The organism is Pseudomonas sp. 7-41, from assembly GCF_021233075.1.
GTDB lineage: Bacteria > Pseudomonadota > Gammaproteobacteria > Pseudomonadales > Pseudomonadaceae > Aquipseudomonas > Aquipseudomonas veronii.
On sequence record NZ_CP089551.1, the window covers coordinates 3,072,638 to 3,094,478 of the forward strand.

General features: G+C 59.6%; 17 protein-coding genes. 8 read left to right on the plus strand and 9 right to left on the minus strand.

Features of this window, described 5'->3' with window-relative positions; translation table 11 throughout:
- Positions 1-77: 77 nt before the first annotated feature.
- Positions 78-1,004: a class I SAM-dependent methyltransferase gene (locus tag LQ249_RS13815; RefSeq protein ID WP_169865675.1), complete on the minus strand. Its 927-nt coding sequence runs from the start codon at positions 1,002-1,004 to the stop codon at positions 78-80.
- A 191-nt stretch (positions 1,005-1,195) separates the two neighbouring features.
- Between LQ249_RS13815 and mdeB the strand changes: the two genes are divergently transcribed.
- Positions 1,196-3,886, plus strand: a complete 2,691-nt coding sequence (gene mdeB / locus LQ249_RS13820) for an alpha-ketoglutarate dehydrogenase (RefSeq protein WP_232566549.1) — start codon at positions 1,196-1,198, stop codon at positions 3,884-3,886.
- A 91-nt stretch (positions 3,887-3,977) separates the two neighbouring features.
- Here mdeB and LQ249_RS13825 read toward each other — a convergent pair whose 3' ends face one another.
- Positions 3,978-4,466, minus strand: a complete 489-nt coding sequence (locus tag LQ249_RS13825; RefSeq protein WP_017848468.1) for a DUF1289 domain-containing protein — start codon at positions 4,464-4,466, stop codon at positions 3,978-3,980.
- A 55-nt stretch (positions 4,467-4,521) separates the two neighbouring features.
- Positions 4,522-5,772, minus strand: coding sequence for a ribonucleotide-diphosphate reductase subunit beta (locus LQ249_RS13830; RefSeq protein WP_079443666.1), 1,251 nt, complete (start codon positions 5,770-5,772; stop codon positions 4,522-4,524).
- 359 nt (positions 5,773-6,131) lie between these two features.
- On the opposite strand from LQ249_RS13830, the gene LQ249_RS13835 reads away from it, so the two are divergent.
- The 4 genes from LQ249_RS13835 to LQ249_RS13850 all read left to right on the plus strand — a co-directional run bounded on the left by LQ249_RS13835 (position 6,132) and on the right by LQ249_RS13850 (position 13,030).
- Positions 6,132-6,650 (plus strand): sigma-70 family RNA polymerase sigma factor, encoded by a 519-nt coding sequence (locus LQ249_RS13835; RefSeq protein WP_057005549.1) that lies wholly within the window; start codon positions 6,132-6,134, stop codon positions 6,648-6,650.
- Complete coding sequence (locus LQ249_RS13840; protein WP_128191512.1) at positions 6,647-7,555, plus strand: FecR domain-containing protein; 909 nt, start codon at positions 6,647-6,649, stop codon at positions 7,553-7,555. The genes LQ249_RS13835 and LQ249_RS13840 overlap by 4 nt, the downstream gene beginning before the upstream one ends.
- A gap of 313 nt (positions 7,556-7,868) precedes the next feature.
- Positions 7,869-8,084, plus strand: a complete 216-nt coding sequence (locus LQ249_RS13845) for a TOBE domain-containing protein (protein ID WP_003173733.1) — start codon at positions 7,869-7,871, stop codon at positions 8,082-8,084.
- Positions 8,085-8,686: 602 nt separating this feature from the next.
- Positions 8,687-13,030, plus strand: a complete 4,344-nt coding sequence (locus LQ249_RS13850; protein WP_232566550.1) for a hypothetical protein — start codon at positions 8,687-8,689, stop codon at positions 13,028-13,030.
- Positions 13,031-13,092: 62 nt separating this feature from the next.
- Here LQ249_RS13850 and LQ249_RS13855 read toward each other — a convergent pair whose 3' ends face one another.
- Positions 13,093-14,238, minus strand: coding sequence for a MalY/PatB family protein (locus LQ249_RS13855; protein WP_046383215.1), 1,146 nt, complete (start codon positions 14,236-14,238; stop codon positions 13,093-13,095).
- Positions 14,239-14,418: 180 nt separating this feature from the next.
- On the opposite strand from LQ249_RS13855, the gene ggt reads away from it, so the two are divergent.
- On the plus strand, positions 14,419-16,143 hold the full coding sequence (gene ggt, locus LQ249_RS13860) for a gamma-glutamyltransferase (protein WP_017847249.1): 1,725 nt from the start codon (positions 14,419-14,421) through the stop codon (positions 16,141-16,143).
- Positions 16,144-16,252: 109 nt separating this feature from the next.
- Here the strand turns inward: ggt and LQ249_RS13865 are convergent, their stop codons facing one another.
- The 3 genes from LQ249_RS13865 to LQ249_RS13875 form a co-directional block, all read right to left on the minus strand.
- On the minus strand, positions 16,253-16,771 hold the full coding sequence (locus LQ249_RS13865) for an AAA family ATPase (RefSeq protein ID WP_046385264.1): 519 nt from the start codon (positions 16,769-16,771) through the stop codon (positions 16,253-16,255).
- Positions 16,768-17,334, minus strand: coding sequence for a nicotinamide riboside transporter PnuC (pnuC, locus tag LQ249_RS13870; RefSeq protein WP_046383216.1), 567 nt, complete (start codon positions 17,332-17,334; stop codon positions 16,768-16,770). The genes LQ249_RS13865 and pnuC overlap by 4 nt, the downstream gene beginning before the upstream one ends.
- A 106-nt stretch (positions 17,335-17,440) precedes the next feature.
- Positions 17,441-19,075 carry a methyl-accepting chemotaxis protein gene (locus LQ249_RS13875; RefSeq protein ID WP_046383217.1) on the minus strand — a complete coding sequence of 545 codons (1,635 nt, stop codon included), beginning with the start codon at positions 19,073-19,075 and terminating at the stop codon, positions 17,441-17,443.
- A gap of 229 nt (positions 19,076-19,304) precedes the next feature.
- Between LQ249_RS13875 and LQ249_RS13880 the strand changes: the two genes are divergently transcribed.
- Both LQ249_RS13880 and LQ249_RS13885 read left to right on the plus strand, forming a co-directional pair.
- Positions 19,305-20,135 (plus strand): undecaprenyl-diphosphate phosphatase, encoded by an 831-nt coding sequence (locus LQ249_RS13880; protein ID WP_046383218.1) that lies wholly within the window; start codon positions 19,305-19,307, stop codon positions 20,133-20,135.
- A complete protein-coding gene (locus LQ249_RS13885) occupies positions 20,132-20,515 on the plus strand; it encodes a DUF1294 domain-containing protein (protein WP_046383219.1) in 384 nt (127 codons plus the stop codon). The genes LQ249_RS13880 and LQ249_RS13885 overlap by 4 nt, the downstream gene beginning before the upstream one ends.
- On the opposite strand, the gene LQ249_RS13890 is transcribed toward LQ249_RS13885, so the two are convergent.
- Entirely contained in the window at positions 20,504-20,860 is a 357-nt protein-coding gene (locus LQ249_RS13890; RefSeq protein WP_046383220.1) for an MmcQ/YjbR family DNA-binding protein, read from the minus strand. The genes LQ249_RS13885 and LQ249_RS13890 overlap by 12 nt on opposite strands.
- Entirely contained in the window at positions 20,857-21,765 is a 909-nt protein-coding gene (locus tag LQ249_RS13895) for a LysR substrate-binding domain-containing protein (protein ID WP_232566551.1), read from the minus strand. Before LQ249_RS13895 ends, LQ249_RS13890 begins: the two co-directional genes overlap by 4 nt.
- Positions 21,766-21,841 lie beyond the last annotated feature (76 nt).

Below are 21,841 nucleotides of genomic sequence, written 5' to 3' on the forward strand. Positions count from 1 at the left end.
GTATCGACCGGGAAGGGGAGGATAAGGTTCACCACCCCGGTGATTGCTTAGCGTAGCAAGCGTCGGACGTTTCGGCATCAGCCTTGGCGGAACACCAAGGCTTTCAAGCCGCTTTGCCGATCGATATCCGGGAATTCCGGTGGGTTTTCCAGCCGTTCGACAAAGTGCAGGCCCGGTGCTTCGCGGGTCACGCCGTCGATCAGGAAGTCCTCGCCGAACGCCGGGTCATTCATGCACGCCAGCACCGTGCCTTGTGGCGTGAGCAAATCCGGCAGGCGGCGCAGCACGCGCTGGTAATCCTTGGTCAGCAGGAAACTGCCTTTCTGGAAGGACGGCGGGTCGATGATCACCAGATCATAGGGGCCGCTGTGGATGACCTTGGCCCAGGACTTGAACAAGTCGTGGCCAAGAAAGGTAACGCGGCTCAGGTCATGCCCATTCAGGCGATGGTTGTCGCGACCCCGGCTCAGGGCGCCGCGGGCCATGTCCAGGTTCACCACATGCTCGGCGCCGCCTTCGATGGCCGCCACGGAAAACCCGCAGGTGTAGGCGAACAGGTTGAGTACCCGCAGCCCCTTGGCCTGTTCGCGCACCCAGTTGCGGCCGTAGCGCATGTCGAGAAACAGCCCGCTGTTCTGTTTTTTACCGAGGTCGATCAGGTAGCGCAGGCCGCCTTCGGTAATCGTCAGCTCATCGATCGCATCGCCCACCAGCCATTCGGTGGTGCTTTGCGGCAGGTAGCGGTGCTGCAGGGCTACCGTGTGGGCGCCGGACTGCGCCCATTCGAACTGAACCAGCAGTTGTTTCAGCGCGTCCAGGTGCGCCGCCTCCGGCTCCTTGAACAGCGCGACCAGCACCACGCCCTGCAGCCAGTCCACGGTCAGTTGCTCCAGGCCCGGCCAGCAACGGCCGCGCCCGTGGAACAGGCGCCGGGTTTCGGTCGGTGGCGTGGCCAGGGCGGTCAGCAGGTGGGCGTGCAGTGTGGCGAGGGCGTCGGGGTTCATCGTTGAGCGTCGTTCGTTGAGCGGGCGGCATTTTAAACACAATGGCGAGGTTTCGGGGGGTTAGAGCACAACGTGCTGGGAAACGTCTGATTGGCAGCGATTCATGCTCAAAATATGCTTTGGCACGCCTGACATCAGGCAAAAAATCCTCAGTCATCGACATAAACTGGAAAAAAAGCCTGGAGGTGCCCATGAACGGTTTTGCGAGCGCAGTGAATCACACCACAACGGATCAGCTCGCCGGTGATCAAATCGAGCAGGACGAGTGGCGCGACGCCCTGGCCTCGCTGGTGGCCAACGCCGGCCCCGCGCGGGCGCGGCAGATCCTCGACGTGCTGGCCCGTGAAGGCGGCGCCCCGCACATCGACTGGAAACCCCGTCACGGCACCCCGTATATCAATAGCATCAGCGTCGAGCGGCAGCCGGCGTTTCCCGGCGACCTGGCCACCGAAGAGCGCCTGGCCTCGCTGGTGCGCTGGAACGCCCTGGCCATGGTGGTGCGCGCCAACCAGGCGTATGGCGAGCTCGGCGGTCATATCGCCAGCTACGCCAGCGCGGCGGATTTGTTCGAAGTGGGCTTCAATCACTTTTTCCGTGCCCGCCACGAGGGCTTTGGCGGCGACCTGGTGTTCTACCAGCCGCATTCCGCGCCGGGCATTTATGCGCGGGCGTTCCTGGAGGGGCGCCTGAGCGAGCAGGACCTGGCGCACTACCGGCAGGAAATCGGCGGGGCCAAGGTCGGCGCGCGCGGTTTGTCGAGTTACCCGCACCCGTGGTTGATGCCGGACTTCTGGCAATTTCCCACCGGCTCCATGGGCATCGGCCCGATCAGTTCGATTTTCCAGGCGCGCTTTATGCGCTACCTGCAGCACCGCGGCTTGCAGGACACCACCGAGCGCCACGTCTGGGGCGTATTCGGCGACGGCGAAATGGACGAGCCGGAAAGCATGTCGGCCCTGACCCTGGCCGCTCGCGAAGGCCTGGACAACCTGACCTGGGTGGTCAACTGCAACCTGCAACGCCTCGACGGCCCGGTGCGTGGCAATGGGCGGATCATCGATGAACTGGAGGCGTTGTTCGGCGGCGCCGGCTGGAACGTGATCAAGCTGGTGTGGGGCTCGGACTGGGACGCCTTGCTCGCCAAGGACAGCGACGGCGCCCTGGTCAATACGCTGTCGCAGACCGTGGACGGGCAGTTCCAGACCTTCGCCGCCAAGGACGGCGCCTACAACCGCGAGCACTTCTTCGGCCAGAGCGCGTCCCTGGCCAGGCTGGTCGAGGGCATGAGCGATGAACAGATCGACCGCCTCAAGCGCGGCGGCCACGACATGGTCAAGATCCACGCCGCCTACCACGCGGCGCGGCGGGTCAAGGGCAAGCCCACGGTGATCCTGGCCCAGACCAAAAAAGGCTTTGGCATGGGCGAAGCCGGGCAGGGCAAGATGACCACCCACCAGCAGAAGAAACTCGATCGCGAGGCGCTGATCGCCTTCCGCAATCGTTTCCAGTTGCCGCTGACGGATGAGCAGACCGAGTCGTTGAGTTTCTTCAAACCGGCCGCTGACAGCCTGGAGTTGCGCTATCTGCATCAACGGCGCAACGCCCTGGGCGGCTACGTGCCCAGTCGTTGCCAGGCCGCCGTGCCGGTCAGTGTGCCGCCTCTGGCCGGTTACGCCGGCTTCGCTACGGCCGCCGCGGGTAAGGAGATGTCCACCACCATGGCCTTCGTGCGTATGCTCACCAACCTGCTCAAGGACAAGCACCTGGGGCCACGCATCGTGCCAATCGTCGCCGACGAGGCGCGTACCTTCGGCATGGCCAACCTGTTCAAGCAGATCGGCATCTACTCCAGCGTCGGCCAACGCTACGAGCCGGAAGATATCGGCTCGATCCTCAGCTACCGCGAAGCCACCGACGGGCAGATCCTCGAAGAGGGCATCAGCGAAGCCAGCGCCATCAGCTCCTGGGTCGCGGCGGCCACCAGCTATTCGGTGCATGGCCTGCGCATGTTGCCGTTCTACATCTATTACTCGATGTTCGGCTTTCAGCGCGTGGGCGACCTGATCTGGGCCGCCGCCGACCAGCGCGCCCGTGGCTTCCTGCTGGGCGCCACTGCCGGCCGCACCACCCTCGGCGGCGAGGGCCTGCAGCATCAGGACGGCAGCAGCCACCTAAGCGCCGCCAGCGTCCCCAACTGCCGTGCCTACGACCCGGCGTTTGCCGGGGAGTTTGCGGTGATCCTCGACCACGGCATGCGCCAGATGCTGGAGCATGATGTCGACGAGTTCTACTACGTGACCCTGATGAACGAAAACTACCCGCAGCCGAGCCTGCCCGAGGGGGTGGAAGCGGCGATCATCAAAGGTATGTACCGCTTGCAGGGCGCGCCTGACGCCCAGGTGCGCCTGCTCGGTTCGGGTACGCTGGTGCGTGAAGCCCAGGCGGCTGCGCAGCTATTGGCGGACGATTGGCAGGTGGCGAGTGAGGTCTACAGCGTGACCAGCTTCAGCGAACTGGCACGGCAGGCGCGGGAGGTGGAGCGTTGGAATCGCTTGCATCCGCAGGCGATCCAGCGCGTCAGTCATGTGAATGATTGCTTGCCCAAGGGCGCCCCGGTGGTTGCAGTGTCGGACTACGTGCGGGCGGTGCCGCAGATGATTGCTTCGTACCTGGATTCCCCCTACACCGTACTCGGCACCGACGGTTTCGGGCGCAGCGATACGCGGGCGGCGTTGCGGGATTTTTTTGAGGTGGATCGCCATCACCTGGTGTTGGCGGCGCTAACGGCATTGGCGGAGCAGGGCAGTCTGGATCGGCAGGTATGCCAGCAGGCGATTGAACGCTATGGCCTCCAGGCGGAGCGTGCAGCGTCCTGGACCTAAATGTGGGAGGGGGCTTGCCCCCGATTGCGCCGGGTCAGTGACATATAAGCTGACTGACACACTGCTATCGGGAGCAAGCCCCCTCCCACATTTAGAGCGTGGCGATCAGGGCTGGCCCAAAGGCCTCTTTCAAGAACACGGGGGCGATATACCGCTGGTAATGCGCCTCGGACAGCAGGAAAAACTCGCGATCAATTCCATCGCGCAAATCCGCCAGGCTGTGCTCGCGAAATTCCGGCAGCAACACCAGGCCATATGCGTCCAGCCTGGTAATCACCCGCGCACCCCGGGCAATCAACTGGTAGGCCCAGCAGTACGGCGACTGGTGCGGCATAAAGCGAATCTTGCGGCTTTCCAGTTGCTGGCGCAGGCGCTGTGGGTCGAACACGTCCAGCTTGGAGGCCATCACCTGCACCAGCAGTTGCTCAAGGCGCAGCCACACCGCCTGTTTTTCCTCGGCGTTGTAGCCATTCCACTGGATGACTTCATGGTGATAACGCTTGCACCCGCGGCAGACCAGATCACCGTAAACGGTGGAGCACAGGCCGACGCAGGGGGTCTTGATGGTTTGATTGGGCATAAAAAAAACATCGACAGGTGAAACAACACGGCCCCTGAAGGGGCCGTTTTTTCAATCAATCCCAGCTCAACGCACCGCCAGTCTGGTACTCGATCACACGGGTCTCAAAGAAATTCTTCTCTTTCTTCAAGTCCATGATCTCGCTCATCCATGGGAACGGGTTAGTCGTCCCTGGATACTCTTCCTTCAAACCGATCTGCGACAGACGACGGTTAGCGATGAACTTGAGGTAGTCCTCCATCATCGCCGCGTTCATGCCGAGTACACCGCGTGGCATGGTGTCGCGCGCGTATTCGATCTCCAGTTGGGTCCCTTGCAGGATCATCTGGGTTGCTTCTTCCTTCATCTCGGCGTCCCACAGGTGTGGGTTTTCGATTTTGATCTGGTTGATCACGTCGATGCCGAAGTTCAGGTGCATCGACTCGTCGCGCAGGATGTACTGGAACTGCTCGGCCACGCCGGTCATTTTGTTGCGGCGGCCCATGGAGAGGATCTGGGTGAAGCCGCAATAGAAGAAGATGCCTTCCAGTACGCAGTAGTAGGCCACCAGGTTGCGCAGCAGTTCTTTGTCGGTGTCGACGGTGCCGGTTTCGAATTTCGGGTCGGAGATGGAGCGCGTGTATTTCAGGCCCCAGGCGGCTTTTTTCGCGACCGATGGGATCTCGTGGTACATGTTGAAGATCTCGCCTTCATCCATGGCCAGCGACTCGATGCAGTACTGGTAGGCGTGGGTGTGGATCGCCTCTTCGAAGGCCTGGCGCAGGATGTACTGGCGGCACTCCGGGTTGGTGATCAGGCGGTACACGGCCAGGACCAGGTTGTTGGCGACCAGCGAGTCGGCGGTGGAGAAGAAGCCGAGGTTGCGCATGACGATGCGGCGTTCGTCGTCGGTCAGGCCTTCGGGGTTTTTCCACAGCGCGATGTCGGCGGTCATGTTGACCTCTTGCGGCATCCAGTGGTTGGCACAGCCGTCGAGGTATTTCTGCCAGGCCCAGTCGTACTTGAAGGGCACGAGTTGGTTGAGGTCGGCGCGACAGTTGATCATGCGCTTTTCGTCGACAGCGACGCGGGCGGAGGCGCCTTCGAGTTCGGCGAGGCCTTCGGCGATGTCGAGTTTGTCGAGGGCAGCCTTGGCGCGGATGATCGCGGCGGAGTCGTTGGCGGTGACGGCGCGGGCTTCGATGGCGGCAGCGGCGCCGGCACCGTCGAGGCGGTCCATGTTGGCTTCGGTGGCGTGGCCGGCGTTGGCGCCTCTGATCACCGCTGCACCGGTGTCTTCGTTGTCGACTTCATCCCAACTCAGCATTGAAATACTCCTTCCTGGTCTGTGCTGACGGTGTGTGAACCCGTCCAAAAATAAGTGATTTGCAGGCTTCAAGGCATTGAAATACTGCGCATAGTGTGGTCAGCGTTTTACGAGTTCGCACACTATGTAGTGGTTGTTTGTTGGCGTGGGCACACTATATGGGGTGTGATCAGCATGGTCAACGGACAACGTGTGCGGTTTTAGGTCGCTGCCAGGCACACCTGTGGTGGCAAAGCCTGGGTTCACTGGCCTTTGATGCCCGTATGAACGCCCCGTTGAAAAGAACGTGGTGTCTCGCCGCGATATTAATTAGAATTAATCTCATTTGAGACTCAATCGCGCTGCGCAGGTTGCTTGCCATGAATGATGCTGTTGTCCCTTCGCACGCCGCCGAACCGACGTTATCGAGCCTGTATCGCGACCATCGCAGTTGGCTGGAAAGCTGGCTGCGGCGGCGCCTGGGCAATGCCTGGGATGCGGCTGACCTGAGCCAGGACACTTTCGTGCGGGTGCTCGCCAGTGCCCAGCCGCTCGGGCAGATGCAGGAACCGCGGGCCTATCTGGTGACGGTGGGCAAGCGCCTGCTGGTCAATTTTCATCAGCGACGCAGCCTTGAGCAGGCTTATCTGACGGCTCTTGGCAACCTGCCGCCAGCCTGCGTGCCATCTCCCGAGCAGCGCTGGCTGGTGTTGGAAACCCTGCAAGCCCTGGATGAATTGCTCGACGGCTTGCCTGCACTGGTGCGCCGGGCGTTTCTCTGGAGTCAGCTGGACGGCCTGGGCTATCGGGAGATTGCCGAGCGACTTGAGGTGTCGGAGCGCACGGTCAAGCGTTACATGGCGCAAGCCTATGAACATTGCCTGCTGGTGGACCTGTGAACCGTGAGGTTGCGCGAGCGGCCGCGCAATGGCTTGCGCTGCTGGAATCGGGGTCGGCCACTGAACGCGATCATGCCGCGTTGCAGCACTGGCGCGACAGTCATCCGCAGCACGAACACACCTGGCAGAAAGCCCAGGCCCTGCGCCAGCGCTTCAGCGCGCTGCCCCAGGCGTTGGCGATGGCCAGCCTCGACCGCCCGCAAGTGGGGCGGCGGGCGTTGCTCAAGCGTGCGTTGGGCGTGGCGGCGCTGGTGCCGACGGCCTGGTTGATCAGTCGCCAGTTGCCTATAGATAGTTGGCGCGCCGACCTGCACACCGCCACCGGCGAGCGCAGGCGCCTGCCGTTGGCCGAGGGCGGCAGCCTGCAACTGAATACCGCCACGGCCGTGGATGTGGACCCGGCGCAACGGCGCATCACGCTGGTGGACGGCGAACTGGCGCTGAACGTGCCGGGCGCACACGCGATGACGCTACGCACGCGCTACGGCGAAGTGCGGGTCAGTCAGGCCGAGGTGTGCGTGCGCCAACTGGCCGCCGGCTGCCGGGTGTCGGTGCTCAAGGGCCGCGTGCAGGTGCGCGACGTGAACGGGCAACTGGCGACGTTGCAGGACGGCCAGCAAGCGCCATTGAGCGCCGGCGGGCTCGGTGCGTGGGTGCCGTTCGATGTGCTGCAACTGGGCTGGCGCGACGGCGTGCTGACTGCACAGAACCAGGCGCTGGGGGATTTTCTGCGCGAGCTGGCGCGCTATCGCCCAGGCGTGTTGCGCTGGGCGCCGAACCTGGAGACGTTGCGGGTGACGGGCAGTTTTCGCCTGGATGACACCGACCGCATCCTCAGCCTGCTGGCCTCGAGTCTAGGGTTCGAGGTGCAGGCGCGGACGCGGTATTGGGTCACACTCACTTGAAGACACTGGCGATCAAAAATGTGGCAGTTGTTTTGTTTCGTTTCGACGGAAGGTTTAAGACACTGGGGCCCAGCAGGCTGACGGCTTCGCGTGGTTGCAAGGCCAGCCCACGCATGTTTACGTGGTTTCGAGCGGAGAAGGCTGTAGTGGGGAGGGCAAGCTGTTGATCGACTGTTGGCGGTGAAACAGCTTCGATATACCAATATGGAATAAACAAATAGTTATATATTCCTTTTAATGTTTTTGTGGGTGGCGCACTTTGAGGCTCTGCACATTCGTGCAGATCGACCTAACAGCCAAAAGGAAAGCCGACATGACCATTAAAGCGATCAACGTGCGTAATCAGTTCAAGGGCGTGATCAAGGAGATTCTGCTGGGGGAAGTGGTGTCGGAAATCGACGTGCAGACCGCGTCCGGCATCGTTACTTCAGTGATCACCACGCGCTCGGTGCGTGACCTGGAGTTGAAGGTGGGCAGTGAAGTGATTGCCTTTGTGAAATCGACTGAAGTTTCCATCGCCAAACTCTAAAGACTTGCGTAATTCACTGTAGGCGCCCGCTTGCCGGCGATGGCGGCCGCAAATCAGTCTCCGTAGCGGATCACCCAAGGGCTGGTCGAGGGATGTGTGATCGTCCAGTTTTGTCGGGGCGGCGCTGTTGACGCCGAGGCTCTGGTCGCCGGCGTTCTGGCTGGCAACTACGCCGCAGAGGGACTCGAAGTCCTGGCTGAGTTGAGCCTGTCGGAGTATTCAAAGGGTGCATGGTTTTTATGAGCGTTGGTGCAGGGCATAAAATAAGATAAATGCCTGGAACTTAGTGAGGGGGCGCTGCCGGTAGTCAAACAGTTTGGGAGTGTCGTTGTGGGTTTCGACCTTCTTACTGTTGGCGCTGTTTTTGAGCCGCGTATGGAGCTGCGTACCGATCTTGGGTGGAAGGGGATAAGGGCATTGGTCGCGCGTATTCTTTAGTGTTTGAGTTTCAGACGTTCAGTCGAAATGTATTGTTTCAAACGATAATGACGGTAAACAGATAAGTCTGACAGTTGAATGCTTTTTGCTTTGCTAGTGTTTTCCGATCAGGGCATTCATCTATACAGGGAGGTTAAGTCGATAATATCGTACCGGAATTACTCATGAATATATCTTCTTCTGCGGGTGTGTCGTTTCGTTTAGACAATGAACTTACTCGAGATCCTTCAGCTCCGCATGACACCCTACAAAAGTCACCCGGGCATAGTCGTGTACGACGTGAGGATACGGAACCGACGTCTCCTGTTTCCATTGTGGTTAAGGATGAGGATGTATTAAAAGTAGTTCATGATAAGGTAGTACAGGCCAAGGCCAGTCCTGATTCCAGCGCTTACTTGAAAGGCTATAACACACCCTCGTCCGTTTCTCTGCCAGGTTATTCAGCCCCAATGAGCGACTTGGAACTCCTTCGATTGGCGGTGGATCACCCCACAACACCCGAACAACTTGGGGCGATACAACGCCTGAGTGAACAGCGCGTTATCGGTGATACTCAAGCCAATGTCAGTCTGTTTTCGAAAGTGATGTCGGGCAAAGGCGTGAAAGTAACGCCGATGTCTCAAAGTTACTATCTTTCGATGATCAACAGATTGTCGCCAGGGCAATGTTCAGGTATCTCACATCTTCTTTCGTTGGCCGTCGCTGAGGGCAAACAACATGTTTTTTTGGGAAATGTTTTCCAGGCGGTTGCCAATCCGGACGATCCTGAATCGCGGGAGTTTTTCAACAAGCTGGCTGAAGTCCATGAACAAACAAAATACATTGAACTTGCAGCTGATCCCAAAAAGTCCGTACTGGGTCCGTATACTGATATTGCACCTAGACTGTTGGAATCGAAAACCACTCAAACGCTGCTGATCAGCGGGGAAAATCATCGTGTCAGTGCCGGTGTGATGGTGGACTCCAATAATAATCGAACTTACTACTTCGCAGAGCCGAATTACGGGTTGGTGGAGTTTTCTTCTTATGAGCTTTTTGAGGAGGGGTTGAAAAAAGTATTTGCAGGGTCTGAACTTAAAGGCTCTTTTAAACCCATGGAGGAGGGGGGTTACTTTAGTTCTCCGAAATACAAAATCAGTGTGTTTGATCCCGATTATATTTCTGATGTCTCTCCTGCCCAAAACGACGTCAGGTTTATGTACGACGCCCCTTTGGGCGATCTTGAAAAAATTAAGGTGATTGATACTTCCCGCCTGCCGTTGGCTGAACATTTTCGGGGCCAGACGTCGACTCCGGAACCCGCAGTACAGGTGGACTATGAGCAGGTCGTAACGGGGCTGGAAAAACTGCACGTTTCCAAAGGGATGTCCCAGTATCACCAGACGAAAGCCGTTTTGGGCCATGTGCAGCAATTTATCGAAAATCATCCAGACTCTTATCAGGTCTCGGCGATGAAGGCGCTTGAGCAAAAACTGATAAATGCAATTAATGAGGCCGCCGCGCCCGTTAAATTTCCCTCCGTTTTTGAACGTATGGAAAACGACCGTATCGGGCTGGCTAAGGATAAGCTCGGACCAAAAAAACAGGTTAAAACTGAGTACCGCCCGTATGCGAAAATTAATATCACCACTGATGCGAACAGTGACCCGAGCAGGTCAAAGCAAGTGGCGGACGGTATCAGTACCGCCCTGCAGACGATTGACCAGAGCGACCCGAATACTTGGAAGTTGATAGGTACGGATATATCCGTGGTCATTGCCAGGCCGGGCGATCAAGCAGAAACACAGATACGTTTAGGTCGCGAACCCACGTTGATCATTGGTGATGACTTTTTTGCATCGCCTTCCGCGAGTAACAACACTGTCGCTGATAGAGTGGGTCATCAAGCAAAGGCCAATGGCGGGGACGGTATAGCCCAGAAGCAGGTCGCACTCATTGCCGGAAAATTCGGGTTGCTTAGCCACTACAGAGCCCACCCCAATGAATTTCTCGCGACAATAGACAACAAAGAGCCTTTTCGCGAAAGCGGCCATCAACTCAGTACGCGTGCGAGCAGAACTCCCCTGGATTTTATGGAGCAAAGCTTTACTGCGCGACTCTACGACGGAAAACTCGACAGCCAGGCGCAGGCCTCGCTCGACAAACTGCTTTCCCCGCCACGCGACGCGCCACAAAGCGTTTCTTCTACACCGTCCACCCCCGCCGCACCGATTGACCCGGCGCAAGTCGAGCGCCTGCAAAAACTTGATGTAAGTCATCCCCCTGTACGCATTGGTGAGTTGAACGTAAGTCGTGTCGAACTTTATAAAATGGGCGCCAGTATCGATGGCAAGCCTATTGAAAATCCGCTGCCCGGCGATGCGGATAGTCACCAACTGATCAACAAAGTACAGATCGACCTTGAAAAATTTCAGGCTCATTTGAAAGGGAGTTCGAGTGACGTCGGCGATCGCGTGACAAACGTAATCGCTGAGATCGGCGCTCACCGCAGTACCGACAGTGCGCCGCTGTTCCGTTCGGCAAACAGCGGACCTGTACTTGAATCGCTGCAAAACTCAGTGCGGGATTTATCTGTACAACATGCCCAGATAAAGAAACTTGAGCAAAGTAAAAAGCCTATACCCAGCGATTTTTTCTCCCCGGAAACGCCCGGCAAGTCGGGGGCAAAAAATAACGCCGCGGGACTGGGGTTTCAGGCGTTCGGCACATTCCAAACGCTGCGCAGTTCTATAGAGAGTCTTCAGAATGGCGATACAACGGAAGGGGCCGTTGGTCTGGGCAGTGTTGCGGCTGAATATGTCGGGATGGGCGTGGAGGCGGGTCTCAATAAGGTGGCGCAGAAGACCGCCAGTCGTGTGGCACCGACAATAGTCAACTTTAAATCCTCCAGTATTGGAAAGATGGTTGGGAGGGTCGGCGGTGGGGTTGCTGCGACCATCACGGTTCCTTTTGATATCTACAATGCCGTCGATTCGTTCAATAAAGCGGCTGCCAGTACCGGTAAAGAAGCTCAGGATCACTACGTTAACGGTGCGTTCTCAGTCGCTGGGGCTGTTACTTCGATCACCTTGGGCGTTGCATTTATGGCGGGCGCCGCTGCTGCCGGACCGGCCGGACTCATCGTTGCGGGGGTCTTGATGGCTGCTCAATCGATTTACTCCGCTGTCCGTACTGTAGAGGAAATTGATCAATATACGCCGCTGACCGACGGGCAAAAATTCACGATTGGTGTTAAGTCGTTTCTGGGCTTTGAACCCGGATTCGATGTCATAAAACCCTATCTGGAAAAGAAATATGCCGACGAGCACGAACAGCAGAGCAAGGTTCGTTATCAAGCGTTTTTGGACGGTCCAGGTAAAGAGTATTTTGAACGCGTGGTGTACGGTTCTGCCGATGTTGAGGCCAAACTGGTACCGGGTAAGGTCCCGCTCACGCCCTCACTTTGGTATTCACCTATTACCTGGCTGTTGAACTTGATCCCGGTCAATGGTCAGGTACCTCATGTCGAAATCGCGGGGGGTAATGATCATATTTCAGGTCATAAATCATGGAACGGTAAGCCTATAAACGCCGTGGAAGGCCTGCCCGGGGAGACCAAGGCCACGCTTTGGGATATGGGCGACGGGGATGATTGGGTGACAGGGATAGAAACCAAACCGAACTACTTTTTATTGGGCGCAGGCAAAAAAGGCGTTAGCGGGGGGAACGCAGACGATACAGTAGTGCTCAACGCTGATGCGCGCCAGACATTGGCACAGGCTGAACAAGTCTCCACAACCGATAAGGATGGTTTCAGTCCTCGACAGACGTCACTCAATGGCGGCGGAGGACGTAATACGCTGTCATTTTCCGGCGCTCTAACGACCCCCTATAAAGAAGATGGAGCGGACAAAGTAGCCCGATACGCGGGGCACGTCGTTAACTTCAAGACGAATACGATCTCGATAAAAACCCAGGAATCAAATACGGAAGGGGTGAAGAAAATCGCGCATTTCCAGTCTTTTTCCAATGTGACTACGGTTGAACGAGGGCAAAGTTTTATCCAGGGTAATGATGAGAACCATATGTTCACGCTCAACGGTCAAAAAGATGTGTTATTCACCGGCAACGGCGCGAACGTTATTGTCATCAATGGTGGTGCCCGCATCACGGGAGAGGGCGGCAACAATACCTATATCGTGAACAGAGCGGTCGAGAACGTGATTATCGAGGACCCGGGCAACAGTATCGTCAGGTTGGACTATTCAGCTGCGCAACTCTCTGGCTGGCGTGTTTCGCCCTCCGGTGATTTATCCGTTGATACGAGCGGCGATACGCCGTGGAATAGCCGCGCACTTGTCTTCAACAATGCCTTTTCCAGCGATACGGAGGATGATCGGGCACGACCAGTGTTCATCACCAACGACGGTGTGACTATGGTGATAAATGCGCCACGCCAAGCGGGCTCATCCATCCGGACTGTGCAGGTGAGCAGCGTGAAGGTTGAAACTGGTAATCCTCAAACCTGACGCACGCCCAAGGGTGGGCCAACACCATCGAACGACTGGCCCCGGGAAGGGGCCAGTCAGTTTTAACGGGTGAGCAAGCTGCGTTCCATCCGCTGCAGACCCTCTTCCAGCAACGCCCGCGGGCAGCCGAAGTTCAGACGCACGAACTGCTGGCAGTCATCGCCGAATTCGATCCCCGCGCTCAAACCGACCTTGGCCTGTTCCAGGAAGAACTGTTGCGGGTCGTCCAGGCCCAGGGCGCTGCAATCCAGCCACGCCAGAAAGGTGCCTTGAGGCGCATGCATGACCACGCCGGGCAGGCGGGTTTTTACCGCGTCGAGCAGGTAGTCGCGGTTGGCCTGCAGGTACTGCAGCAACGCCTCGAGCCAGTCGCTGCATTGGCTGTAGGCCGCGCGGGTGGCTTCCAGGCCCAGGGGGCTGACGCTGTCGACCATGCCGCAACGCGCCTGGTTGAAGCGCTCGCGCATCTCGGCGTTTTGCACTACGGCAAAACAGGTCTTCAGGCCGGCCACGTTGTAGGCCTTGCTCGCGGACATCAGCGTGATGGTGCGCTGGGCGATTTCCGGGCTGAGGCTGGCAGTGGGGATGTGGCGACGGCCGTCGAAGCACAGCTCGGCGTGGATTTCATCGCTGATGATCAGCGCGCCCTGTTCCAGGCAGGCATTGGCCACTGCGAGCAGTTCTTCGCGGGGGAAGACTTTGCCCACCGGGTTGTGCGGGTTGCTCAGCAATAATGCGCCGGCCCCTGTCAGCGCCTGGCGCAGCAGCGGCATCGGCGTGATGTACTGCGCGTTGACCAGCTTGAACGGCACTTCGATGCGCGGCAGGTTCCAGTTTCCGGGCGCCAGGCGAATCGGCCGATAGTTGGGGGTTTGCAGCACCACCGCTTGGCCGGGCTGCACGAAGGCATGCAGCGCCATATTGAAACCGGGTTCTACTCCGGGCAGAAACAGCAGCTCGTCCGGCTGCACGCGCCAGGCGTATTTGGCCCACAGGTCGGCAACGATGGCCGCGCGCACGTCCGGGCCGGCCACGCTGTAGCCGAGAATCTGCTGGTCGAGGCGCTGGTGCAGGGCTTGAAGCACGGCGGGTGGCGCGGCGATGTCCATGTCGGCGATCCACATCGGCAACACGTCGGGCGGGTAACGGTTCCACTTGGTGCTGCCGGTGCCGAGGCGGGGGTGGATCGTGTCGAAATCAAAGCTCATGGGGAGGCTCGTGTCGGAGAGTCAGGTGAAGAATGGCGCCGATTCTAGCGCCATTGGCCGTCGAGGCCAGCGCTGAATCGTTCCGTGACCGACAGGTTCTGTCATAAAAACGCCACTGCGCTGGGGATTGCATCCAAGTCGGGCTATTTTGGTGCATCTCAATAACCCGAGTAGCCAAGGATGAAATACCAACCCTTCAGCCGTACTTTGATTGCCACTGCGCTGGTGTTGACGGTCAGCGGCGTGCAAGCCGCCTCCCAGGCCCCGGTGGCCGGTGAAAATGGCATGGTGGTAACGGCCCAGCATCTGGCCACGCATGTCGGCGTGGATGTGCTCAAGGCCGGCGGCAACGCGGTGGATGCCGCCGTGGCCGTGGGCTACGCGTTGGCAGTGGTGTACCCGGCGGCGGGTAACCTGGGCGGCGGCGGCTTCATGACAGTGCAACTGGCCGACGGGCGCAAGACCTTCCTCGACTTCCGCGAAAAAGCCCCGCTGGCCGCCACCGCCGATATGTATCTGGACAAGGCCGGCAACGTCGTCGAAGGCCTGAGCGCCAAGGGCCACCTGGCCGTCGGCGTCCCCGGTACCGTGTCCGGCATGGAACTGGCCCTGAGCAAATACGGCACTCTCAAGCGCGCCCAGGTGATTGCCCCGGCGATCAAGCTGGCGGAAAACGGCTTCGCGCTGGAGCAGGGTGATATCGACCTGCTGCACACCGCCACCGGCGAGTTCGAAAAAGACAAGGACCTGCGCGCAATCTTCCTGCACAACGGCCAGCCGTTGCAGGTCGGCCAGAAGCTGGTGCAGAAAGACCTGGCCAAGACCCTCAAGGAAATCTCGGCCAAGGGCAGCGATGGTTTCTATAAAGGATGGGTCGCCAAGGCGCTGGTGGATTCCAGCCAGGCCGGCAAAGGCATCATCACCCAGGCCGACCTCGACAAATACAAGACCCGCGAACTGGCGCCCATCGAATGCGACTACCGGGGCTACCACGTGGTCTCGGCACCACCGCCGAGCTCCGGTGGCGTGGTGATCTGCCAGATCATGAACATCCTCGAAGGCTACCCGATGGCCGACCTGGGCTACCACTCGGCCCAGGGCCTGCATTACCAGATCGAAGCCATGCGCCACGCGTATGTGGACCGCAACAGCTACCTCGGCGATCCGGACTTCGTAAAGAACCCGATCGAACACCTGCTGGACAAAAACTACGCGACGAAACTGCGTGACGCCATCGAACCGAACAAGGCCGGCGACTCCCAGGCGATCAAACCGGGCGTAGCGCCCCATGAAGGCAACAACACCACCCACTATTCCATCGTCGACAAGTGGGGCAACGCGGTCTCGGTGACCTACACCCTCAATGACTGGTTCGGTGCCGGTGTGATGGCGAGCAAGACCGGGGTGATTCTCAACGATGAAATGGACGATTTCACCGTCAAGGTCGGCGTGCCGAACATGTACGGCCTGGTCCAGGGTGAAGCCAACGCCATCGCACCAGGCAAGGCGCCGCTGTCGTCGATGAGCCCGACCATCGTGACCAAGGATGGCAAGGCGGTGATGGTGGTCGGTACGCCGGGCGGCAGTCGCATCATTACCGCGACCTTGCTGACGATTCTCAACGTCATCGATTACAAGATGAACATCCAGGAGGCCGTCGACGCGCCGCGTTTCCACCAGCAGTGGATGCCGGACACCACCAACCTCGAGACCTTCGCGGTCAGCCCGGATACGCAGAAGATCCTTGAGAGCTGGGGCCACAAGTTTGCCGGGCCACAGGATGCCAACCACTTGGCGGCGATCCTGGTGGGCGCGCCATCCCTGGACGGCAAGCCGGTCGGCAACAACCGTTTCTATGGGGCCAACGACCCGCGTCGCAATACCGGCCTGTCCCTGGGCTACTAAGCGCCGCAACTCACTGTAGGAGCGAGCTTGCTCGCGAAGAGCGTCAACGATAACGCGGGCATTCTGGATTAACGCGGTGTTCTTGCGTTTTTCGCGAGCAAGCTCGCTCCTACAGTATCTGTTTGACGGCTGCGAAGGCTTTGGCGCGGCGTTCTTCCCAATTTCCCCTGATCACCACCAGGGCCTGTCGATGTTGCTGCATCCAATCCAGGCTGTGCTGGAAAAACGCCTGGCGGTCGGCCAGTTCCGGCTGGCAACGCTGGCCGTCGGCGGTCCACTCCACGTCGTCGGGGGATAGCAGCAGGTGCAGGTCGTAGTGGCGGGCCAGCAGTTCGTCGTCAAGCCATGTCGGATAGTCGCCGAACAGGGTCTGGCTCCAGAGCCTGTTGGTCAGCAGGTGCGTGTCGAGGATCAGCAGCGCAGGGCGCTCGGCGCGGGCGGCATCTTCCCAGGCCAGTTGTCCGCGGGCGATGGCCGGGATGTCGGCCAGCGTGGTGTCGCGCTGATGGTGGTCGATGAAGTGCCGCACGTACTCGCCCACCATCAGCCCGCCGAACTGCGTTTGCAACTGCGCGGCCAACCAGCTTTTACCGCTGGATTCGGGGCCGGCCAGGACCACCACCTTCATGCGCGCAACGCCGGGTCGGCGCGCCATTCGCGCCAGCCTTGCACGGCGATCGCGGTGAACAGCGCATAGAGCGCGGCGGTGAGGTAGAGGCCTTTATAGAGGAACAACCCGACGAAAATTACATCCACGGCAATCCACAATGGCCAGCACTGCACGCGCTTTTGCGCCATCCACATCTGCGCCACCAGGCTGAAGCCGGTGAGGGCGGCGTCGAGCCAGGGTTGGGCGGCGTCGGTCCAGTGAGCCATGGCGGCGCCGAGCAACAGGCTGCCGACCGCGCCGATAGCCAGGCTGGTAAGGATCGCGGACCAGCCCAGGCTGGTGACTTGGCGACCTGGCTTGATGTCCCCGGCGCGTCGGGTCCACTGCCACCAGCCGTAGACTTGCAGGGCGGCGTAGACCACCTGCAACAGCATGTCGGAATAGAGTTTCACGTCGTAGAACACCCAGGTGTAGAGCAGCACCATCACCAGACCGATGGGCCAGCACCAGGGGTTTTGTTTGACCGTCAGCCAGACAGCGATCACCCCCAGCGCGGCGGCGAACAGTTCAAGCCCGGACATGGTGGTTCCTTGGGAGAGAGGGAAAGGGCGGGGATTGTAACCAATCTTCAAAACACAGGAAGGCAAATGTGGGAGGGAGCAAGCCCCTCCCACAGTTTGAGTGGCGTCAGACTTTGAATTGACGCAGCAGGCCGTCGAGCTGCTCGCTCAACCCGCGCAAGTGTGCGCTGGCCACGCTGGACTGTTCGGCCGCCACTGCCGTGTTGTGGGACAACCCGGCGGCCTGGGTCACGTTCTGGTTGATGTCCTCGACCACGTGGGCCTGTTGCAGGGTGGCGCTGGCGATCGAGGCATTCAGGCCATTGAGGTTGCGCAGGGCCTGGCCGATGGCGGTGAGGCTGGCCCCGGCCTGGCCGGCCTGTTCGATGGTCAGTTGCGACGCGCTGTGGCTGTCGCTGATGACCTTGACGGCCGCTTCCGAGTGACCTTGCAGACGCTCGATCATGACCTGGATTTCAGCAGTGGATTTCTGCGTGCGTTGGGCCAGCAGCCGCACTTCGTCCGCCACCACCGCAAACCCGCGGCCTTGCTCACCGGCGCGCGCGGCTTCGATGGCGGCGTTGAGGGCGAGCAGGTTGGTCTGGTCAGCGATGGAACGGATCACTTCGAGCACGCCACCGATCTGCGTGCTTTCGCTCGACAGGGTGCGAATCACTTCCACGGCCTGGCTGATGGTGGTGGACAGTTGGTCGATCTGCTGCAAGCTGCTGTCGATGTTCACTTGGCCTTGCTCGGCCTGGGCCTGGGCATCGCGCATTTCGCTGGCGGCGTGCTCGGCATTCTTGGCCACGTCCTGCACGCCGTAGGTGACTTCATTGACCGCGGTGGCCACCAGTTCCATCTGTTGCGACTGTTGCTGGCTGCGGTCGTGGGCCTGGCTGGCGTTGTTGCCCAGCTCAGTGGAGGACTGGCCCAGCGCATTGGCGCACATCTGCAACTGGCCGACGACGTGGCGCAGCTTGGCGGTGAAGCTGTTGAAGTGCTGGGACAGTTGGGTGACTTCGTCACGGCCATGGGTGTCGAGGCTGCGCGTCAGGTCGCTCTCGCCGCTGGCGATATTGGCCATGGCATTCACGGCGGCCTGCAGCGGGCGCACGATGCTGCGCACAATCAACGAGACCAGGAGGGCCATGACCACGGCGATGCCCAGGCCGACACCCGAGGCTTTCCACACTTGCGCGTTGAATTCGGCTTGCACGTCATCCACATACACGCCGGAGCCGATGATCCAGCCCCACGGTTCGAACAACTGGATATACGAGGTTTTTTCTATCGGCGTATCGGCACCCGGCTTCGGCCAGCGGTAATTGACGATACCGGCACCCTTGGCCTTGGCCAGGCTCACGAACTCGTTGAATATTGCAAAGCCGTCCGGGTCGCGAATCGACGAGAGGTTCTGGCCATCGAGCTTGGGGTTGGCCGGGTGCATGATCATCACCGGCGTCAGGTCGTTGATCCAGAAATATTCGTCTTTGTTATAGCGCAGGCCGCGCACCGCGCTCAGGGCTTGTTTCTGTGCCGCTTCACGGGGCATGACGCCGCTGGTTTCGAGGCCGTGATAAAACGTCAGGATTCCACTGGCGGTCTGTACGACGTGTCGGGTCTGCAGGCTTTTGGCTTGATAGAGGTCGTCATGGATCTGTTTGAGCATCAGCAAACCCAGGGCCAACAGCATCAACACGGCGACTACTAGGATCAACCAGAGACGGCGGCTGATCGACATATTGCGTAAACTGTTCATCGTCCTGTCACTCCGTGCTTTTTATAATTCTCGGCGTTGCATCGACTTTTACGCCTTGTCTGATAGGCTTTCGGCCCGAAATCGAAAAACCTGAGTACTGCCTGATTTTTCACGGAATTTTTGCAGACCGGCGTTGAATATCAACACCGGGCCTTTAGTGCGCTCAACGTCAGTGAACCATTAAAAAGACTAACGAGGCTTGTCTTAGCGCAAGACCTTTGGGGGAAGTATGGATTTGTGGACCGCCGCACAGGCGTTGATACTCGGCGTGGTAGAAGGGCTGACGGAGTTTTTGCCGATCTCCAGTACCGGCCACCAGATTATCGTCGCCGACTTGCTCGACTTTGGCGGCGAACGCGCCATGGCGTTCAACATCATCATTCAGCTCGGCGCGATTCTGGCGGTGGTCTGGGAGTTTCGCCGCAAGATCCTCGACGTGGTGACCGGTTTGCCGACCCAGCGCAATGCACAGCGCTTTACCGTCAACCTGCTGATCGCGTTCCTGCCGGCCGTGGTGCTGGGGGTGATTTTCGCCGACCTGATTCACCATTACCTGTTCAACCCGATCACCGTCGCCACGGCGTTGGTGGTGGGCGGCATCGTGATGTTGTGGGCCGAGCGGCGCGAGCATGAAGTGCATGCCGAGAGCGTCGATGAGATCAGCTGGAAGGACGCGCTCAAGGTCGGTTTTGCCCAGTGCTTGGCGATGATCCCGGGCACCTCGCGCTCGGGCTCGACCATTATCGGCGGCCTGCTGTTCGGCCTGTCGCGCAAGACCGCCACCGAGTTTTCGTTCTTTCTGGCCATGCCGACCATGGTCGGTGCGGCGGTGTATTCGGGCTACAAGTACCGTGACCTGTTCCAGCCGGCTGACCTGCCGGTGTTCGCCATCGGGTTTGTCACCTCGTTCATCTTCGCGATGATTGCGGTCAAGGGCCTGCTCAAGTTCATCGCCAGCCATAGCTATGCGGCATTTGCCTGGTATCGGATTGCATTCGGCTTGCTGATCCTGGCGACCTGGCAGTTTGGCTGGATCGATTGGTCTGCGGCCAAGGCATGATGATTCAGCACCCACGCCTGAAGGCGCTGATCTTTGCGCTGTTGTGCGCGGCGCCATTATTGGGCTCGGTATTGGTGTGGCATCGCGGCGAGACCGTGATGCCGCTGGCGGCCTATGGCGTGGTCAGCGTGATCGCGTTTTTGCTGTACTGGAGCGACAAGCACAAGGCGCGCACCGACGCTCGGCGCATTCCCGAAAACATCCTGCACGCCGTCGAACTGGCGGGCGGATGGCCGGGGGCGCTGATTGCCCAGCAGGTGTTCCGGCACAAGACGCGCAAGGTCTCGTATCAGGTGCTGTTCTGGGCAATCGTGCTGTTGCATCAGGTGTTCTGGCTTGACCAGTTGTTCCTCAGCGGCACGCTGGGGTCAGTCCTCTAGCAACAACCCGACCTGCGTGCGCTTGGGCAACTTGCTCACCACCAACTGGTGAGAGCGCTGCAACAGGCCACGCAACTCCTCGGTGCCCAGCGGGTAGGGCGTGTTCATGATGATCCACTGCGCGCGCGCCAGGTACGGCGCCGGGTGGATGCCCGGGCGGTCCACATGGCCGAGGAACAGTTCCTTGTCGACCTTGAACGCCAACGAGTCACCCCGCAGGTTCTGCAAGGCGAACATCTTGTTGCCGGCAATCGAAAACACTCGCACGCCACCCCATTTATAGTCTTCCCGCGCGCCGGGCAGGCTCAGGCAGAAGTGCGCGACTTGTTCTTCGGTCATGCTCATAACAGGCGGTCTCCACAGCTTTTAAAGCCTTCTTCCAGGTAATCGATCCACGCGCGAATCGCCGGCAGCACGCCACGGCGATGCGGGTACACGGCCTGCAACCAGCCGCCCGGCAGCGACCATTGCGGCAGCAGTTGCACCAGTTGGCCGCTGGCCAGTTCTTCTTCGCAATACATCATCGGCAGCACGGTGAAGCCCAGGCCCTTGAGTGCGCTGGCTTTGCGCACAATGAAATCATCGATGCCCAGGCGGGCTTCCATCACCAGGTCTTCGGCGTTGCCTTGGGGGTCGAGCAGGCGCAGGTGGACCATGCGGTCGGCTTCCAAGGCGCCAAGCACCGGCAATTGCTTGAGGTCGTCGAGACTATCGATCTGTCGGTCACGCGTGAGGTCCGGGCTGGCGACCAGCACCGTCTGGGCCTGGCGCAGGCGCTTGGTGACCAGCAGAGGGTCTTCGTCGCCGAGTTCGCGCACACGCAACGCCACGTCAATGCCCTCGGCCACCAAGTCGACCCGACGGTTGACCAGGGTCATTTCCATCTGGACCAGGGGGTGGGCAGCGAGAAAACCGGCGACTAGCTCCGGCAGGATGTTCTGGGCCAAGCCCACCGGGCAGCTCACCCGCAGCCGCCCACGGGGTTCGCTGGACATGCTGGCGACGGCCTCATCGGCCATTTCCGCTTCCAGCAGCATCGCCTGGCAATGGCGCAGATAACGCTCGCCGACGGCGGTCAGGGTCAGTTGCCGGGTGGTGCGTTGCAGCAGGCGCGCGCCAAGGCGTGCTTCCAGCTCGGCAATGCGCCGCGACAGCCGCGATTTGGGAATCCCCAGCAGGCGACCGGCCGCAGCGAAGCCGCCGGCTTCCACGACTTTGGCGAAATAGTAGAGGTCATTGAGGTCTTGCATGGTCGGCCTATTGTCCTGTCAGTAGGACGAACTATCGCATTTCAACTACCTTATCGGCTATTAGTTTCATGCGTAG

What these genes read in the sequence shown, in the direction of transcription:
- ggt (WP_017847249.1), top strand. Translation starts at nt 14,419, where the DNA reads ATGAAATACCAACCCTTCAGCCGTACTTTGATTGCCACTGCGCTGGTG.
- LQ249_RS13835 (WP_057005549.1), top strand. Translation starts at nt 6,132, where the DNA reads ATGAATGATGCTGTTGTCCCTTCGCACGCCGCCGAACCGACGTTATCG.
- LQ249_RS13880 (WP_046383218.1), top strand. Translation starts at nt 19,305, where the DNA reads ATGGATTTGTGGACCGCCGCACAGGCGTTGATACTCGGCGTGGTAGAA.
- LQ249_RS13885 (WP_046383219.1), top strand. Translation starts at nt 20,132, where the DNA reads ATGATGATTCAGCACCCACGCCTGAAGGCGCTGATCTTTGCGCTGTTG.
- LQ249_RS13890 (WP_046383220.1), bottom strand. Translation starts at nt 20,860, where the DNA reads ATGAGCATGACCGAAGAACAAGTCGCGCACTTCTGCCTGAGCCTGCCC.
- pnuC (WP_046383216.1), bottom strand. Translation starts at nt 17,334, where the DNA reads ATGTCCGGGCTTGAACTGTTCGCCGCCGCGCTGGGGGTGATCGCTGTC.
- LQ249_RS13865 (WP_046385264.1), bottom strand. Translation starts at nt 16,771, where the DNA reads ATGAAGGTGGTGGTCCTGGCCGGCCCCGAATCCAGCGGTAAAAGCTGG.
- LQ249_RS13830 (WP_079443666.1), bottom strand. Translation starts at nt 5,772, where the DNA reads ATGCTGAGTTGGGATGAAGTCGACAACGAAGACACCGGTGCAGCGGTG.
- LQ249_RS13825 (WP_017848468.1), bottom strand. Translation starts at nt 4,466, where the DNA reads ATGCCCAATCAAACCATCAAGACCCCCTGCGTCGGCCTGTGCTCCACC.
- mdeB (WP_232566549.1), top strand. Translation starts at nt 1,196, where the DNA reads ATGAACGGTTTTGCGAGCGCAGTGAATCACACCACAACGGATCAGCTC.
- LQ249_RS13815 (WP_169865675.1), bottom strand. Translation starts at nt 1,004, where the DNA reads ATGAACCCCGACGCCCTCGCCACACTGCACGCCCACCTGCTGACCGCC.
- LQ249_RS13855 (WP_046383215.1), bottom strand. Translation starts at nt 14,238, where the DNA reads ATGAGCTTTGATTTCGACACGATCCACCCCCGCCTCGGCACCGGCAGC.
- LQ249_RS13850 (WP_232566550.1), top strand. Translation starts at nt 8,687, where the DNA reads ATGAATATATCTTCTTCTGCGGGTGTGTCGTTTCGTTTAGACAATGAA.
- LQ249_RS13875 (WP_046383217.1), bottom strand. Translation starts at nt 19,075, where the DNA reads ATGAACAGTTTACGCAATATGTCGATCAGCCGCCGTCTCTGGTTGATC.
- LQ249_RS13895 (WP_232566551.1), bottom strand. Translation starts at nt 21,765, where the DNA reads ATGCAAGACCTCAATGACCTCTACTATTTCGCCAAAGTCGTGGAAGCC.
- LQ249_RS13845 (WP_003173733.1), top strand. Translation starts at nt 7,869, where the DNA reads ATGACCATTAAAGCGATCAACGTGCGTAATCAGTTCAAGGGCGTGATC.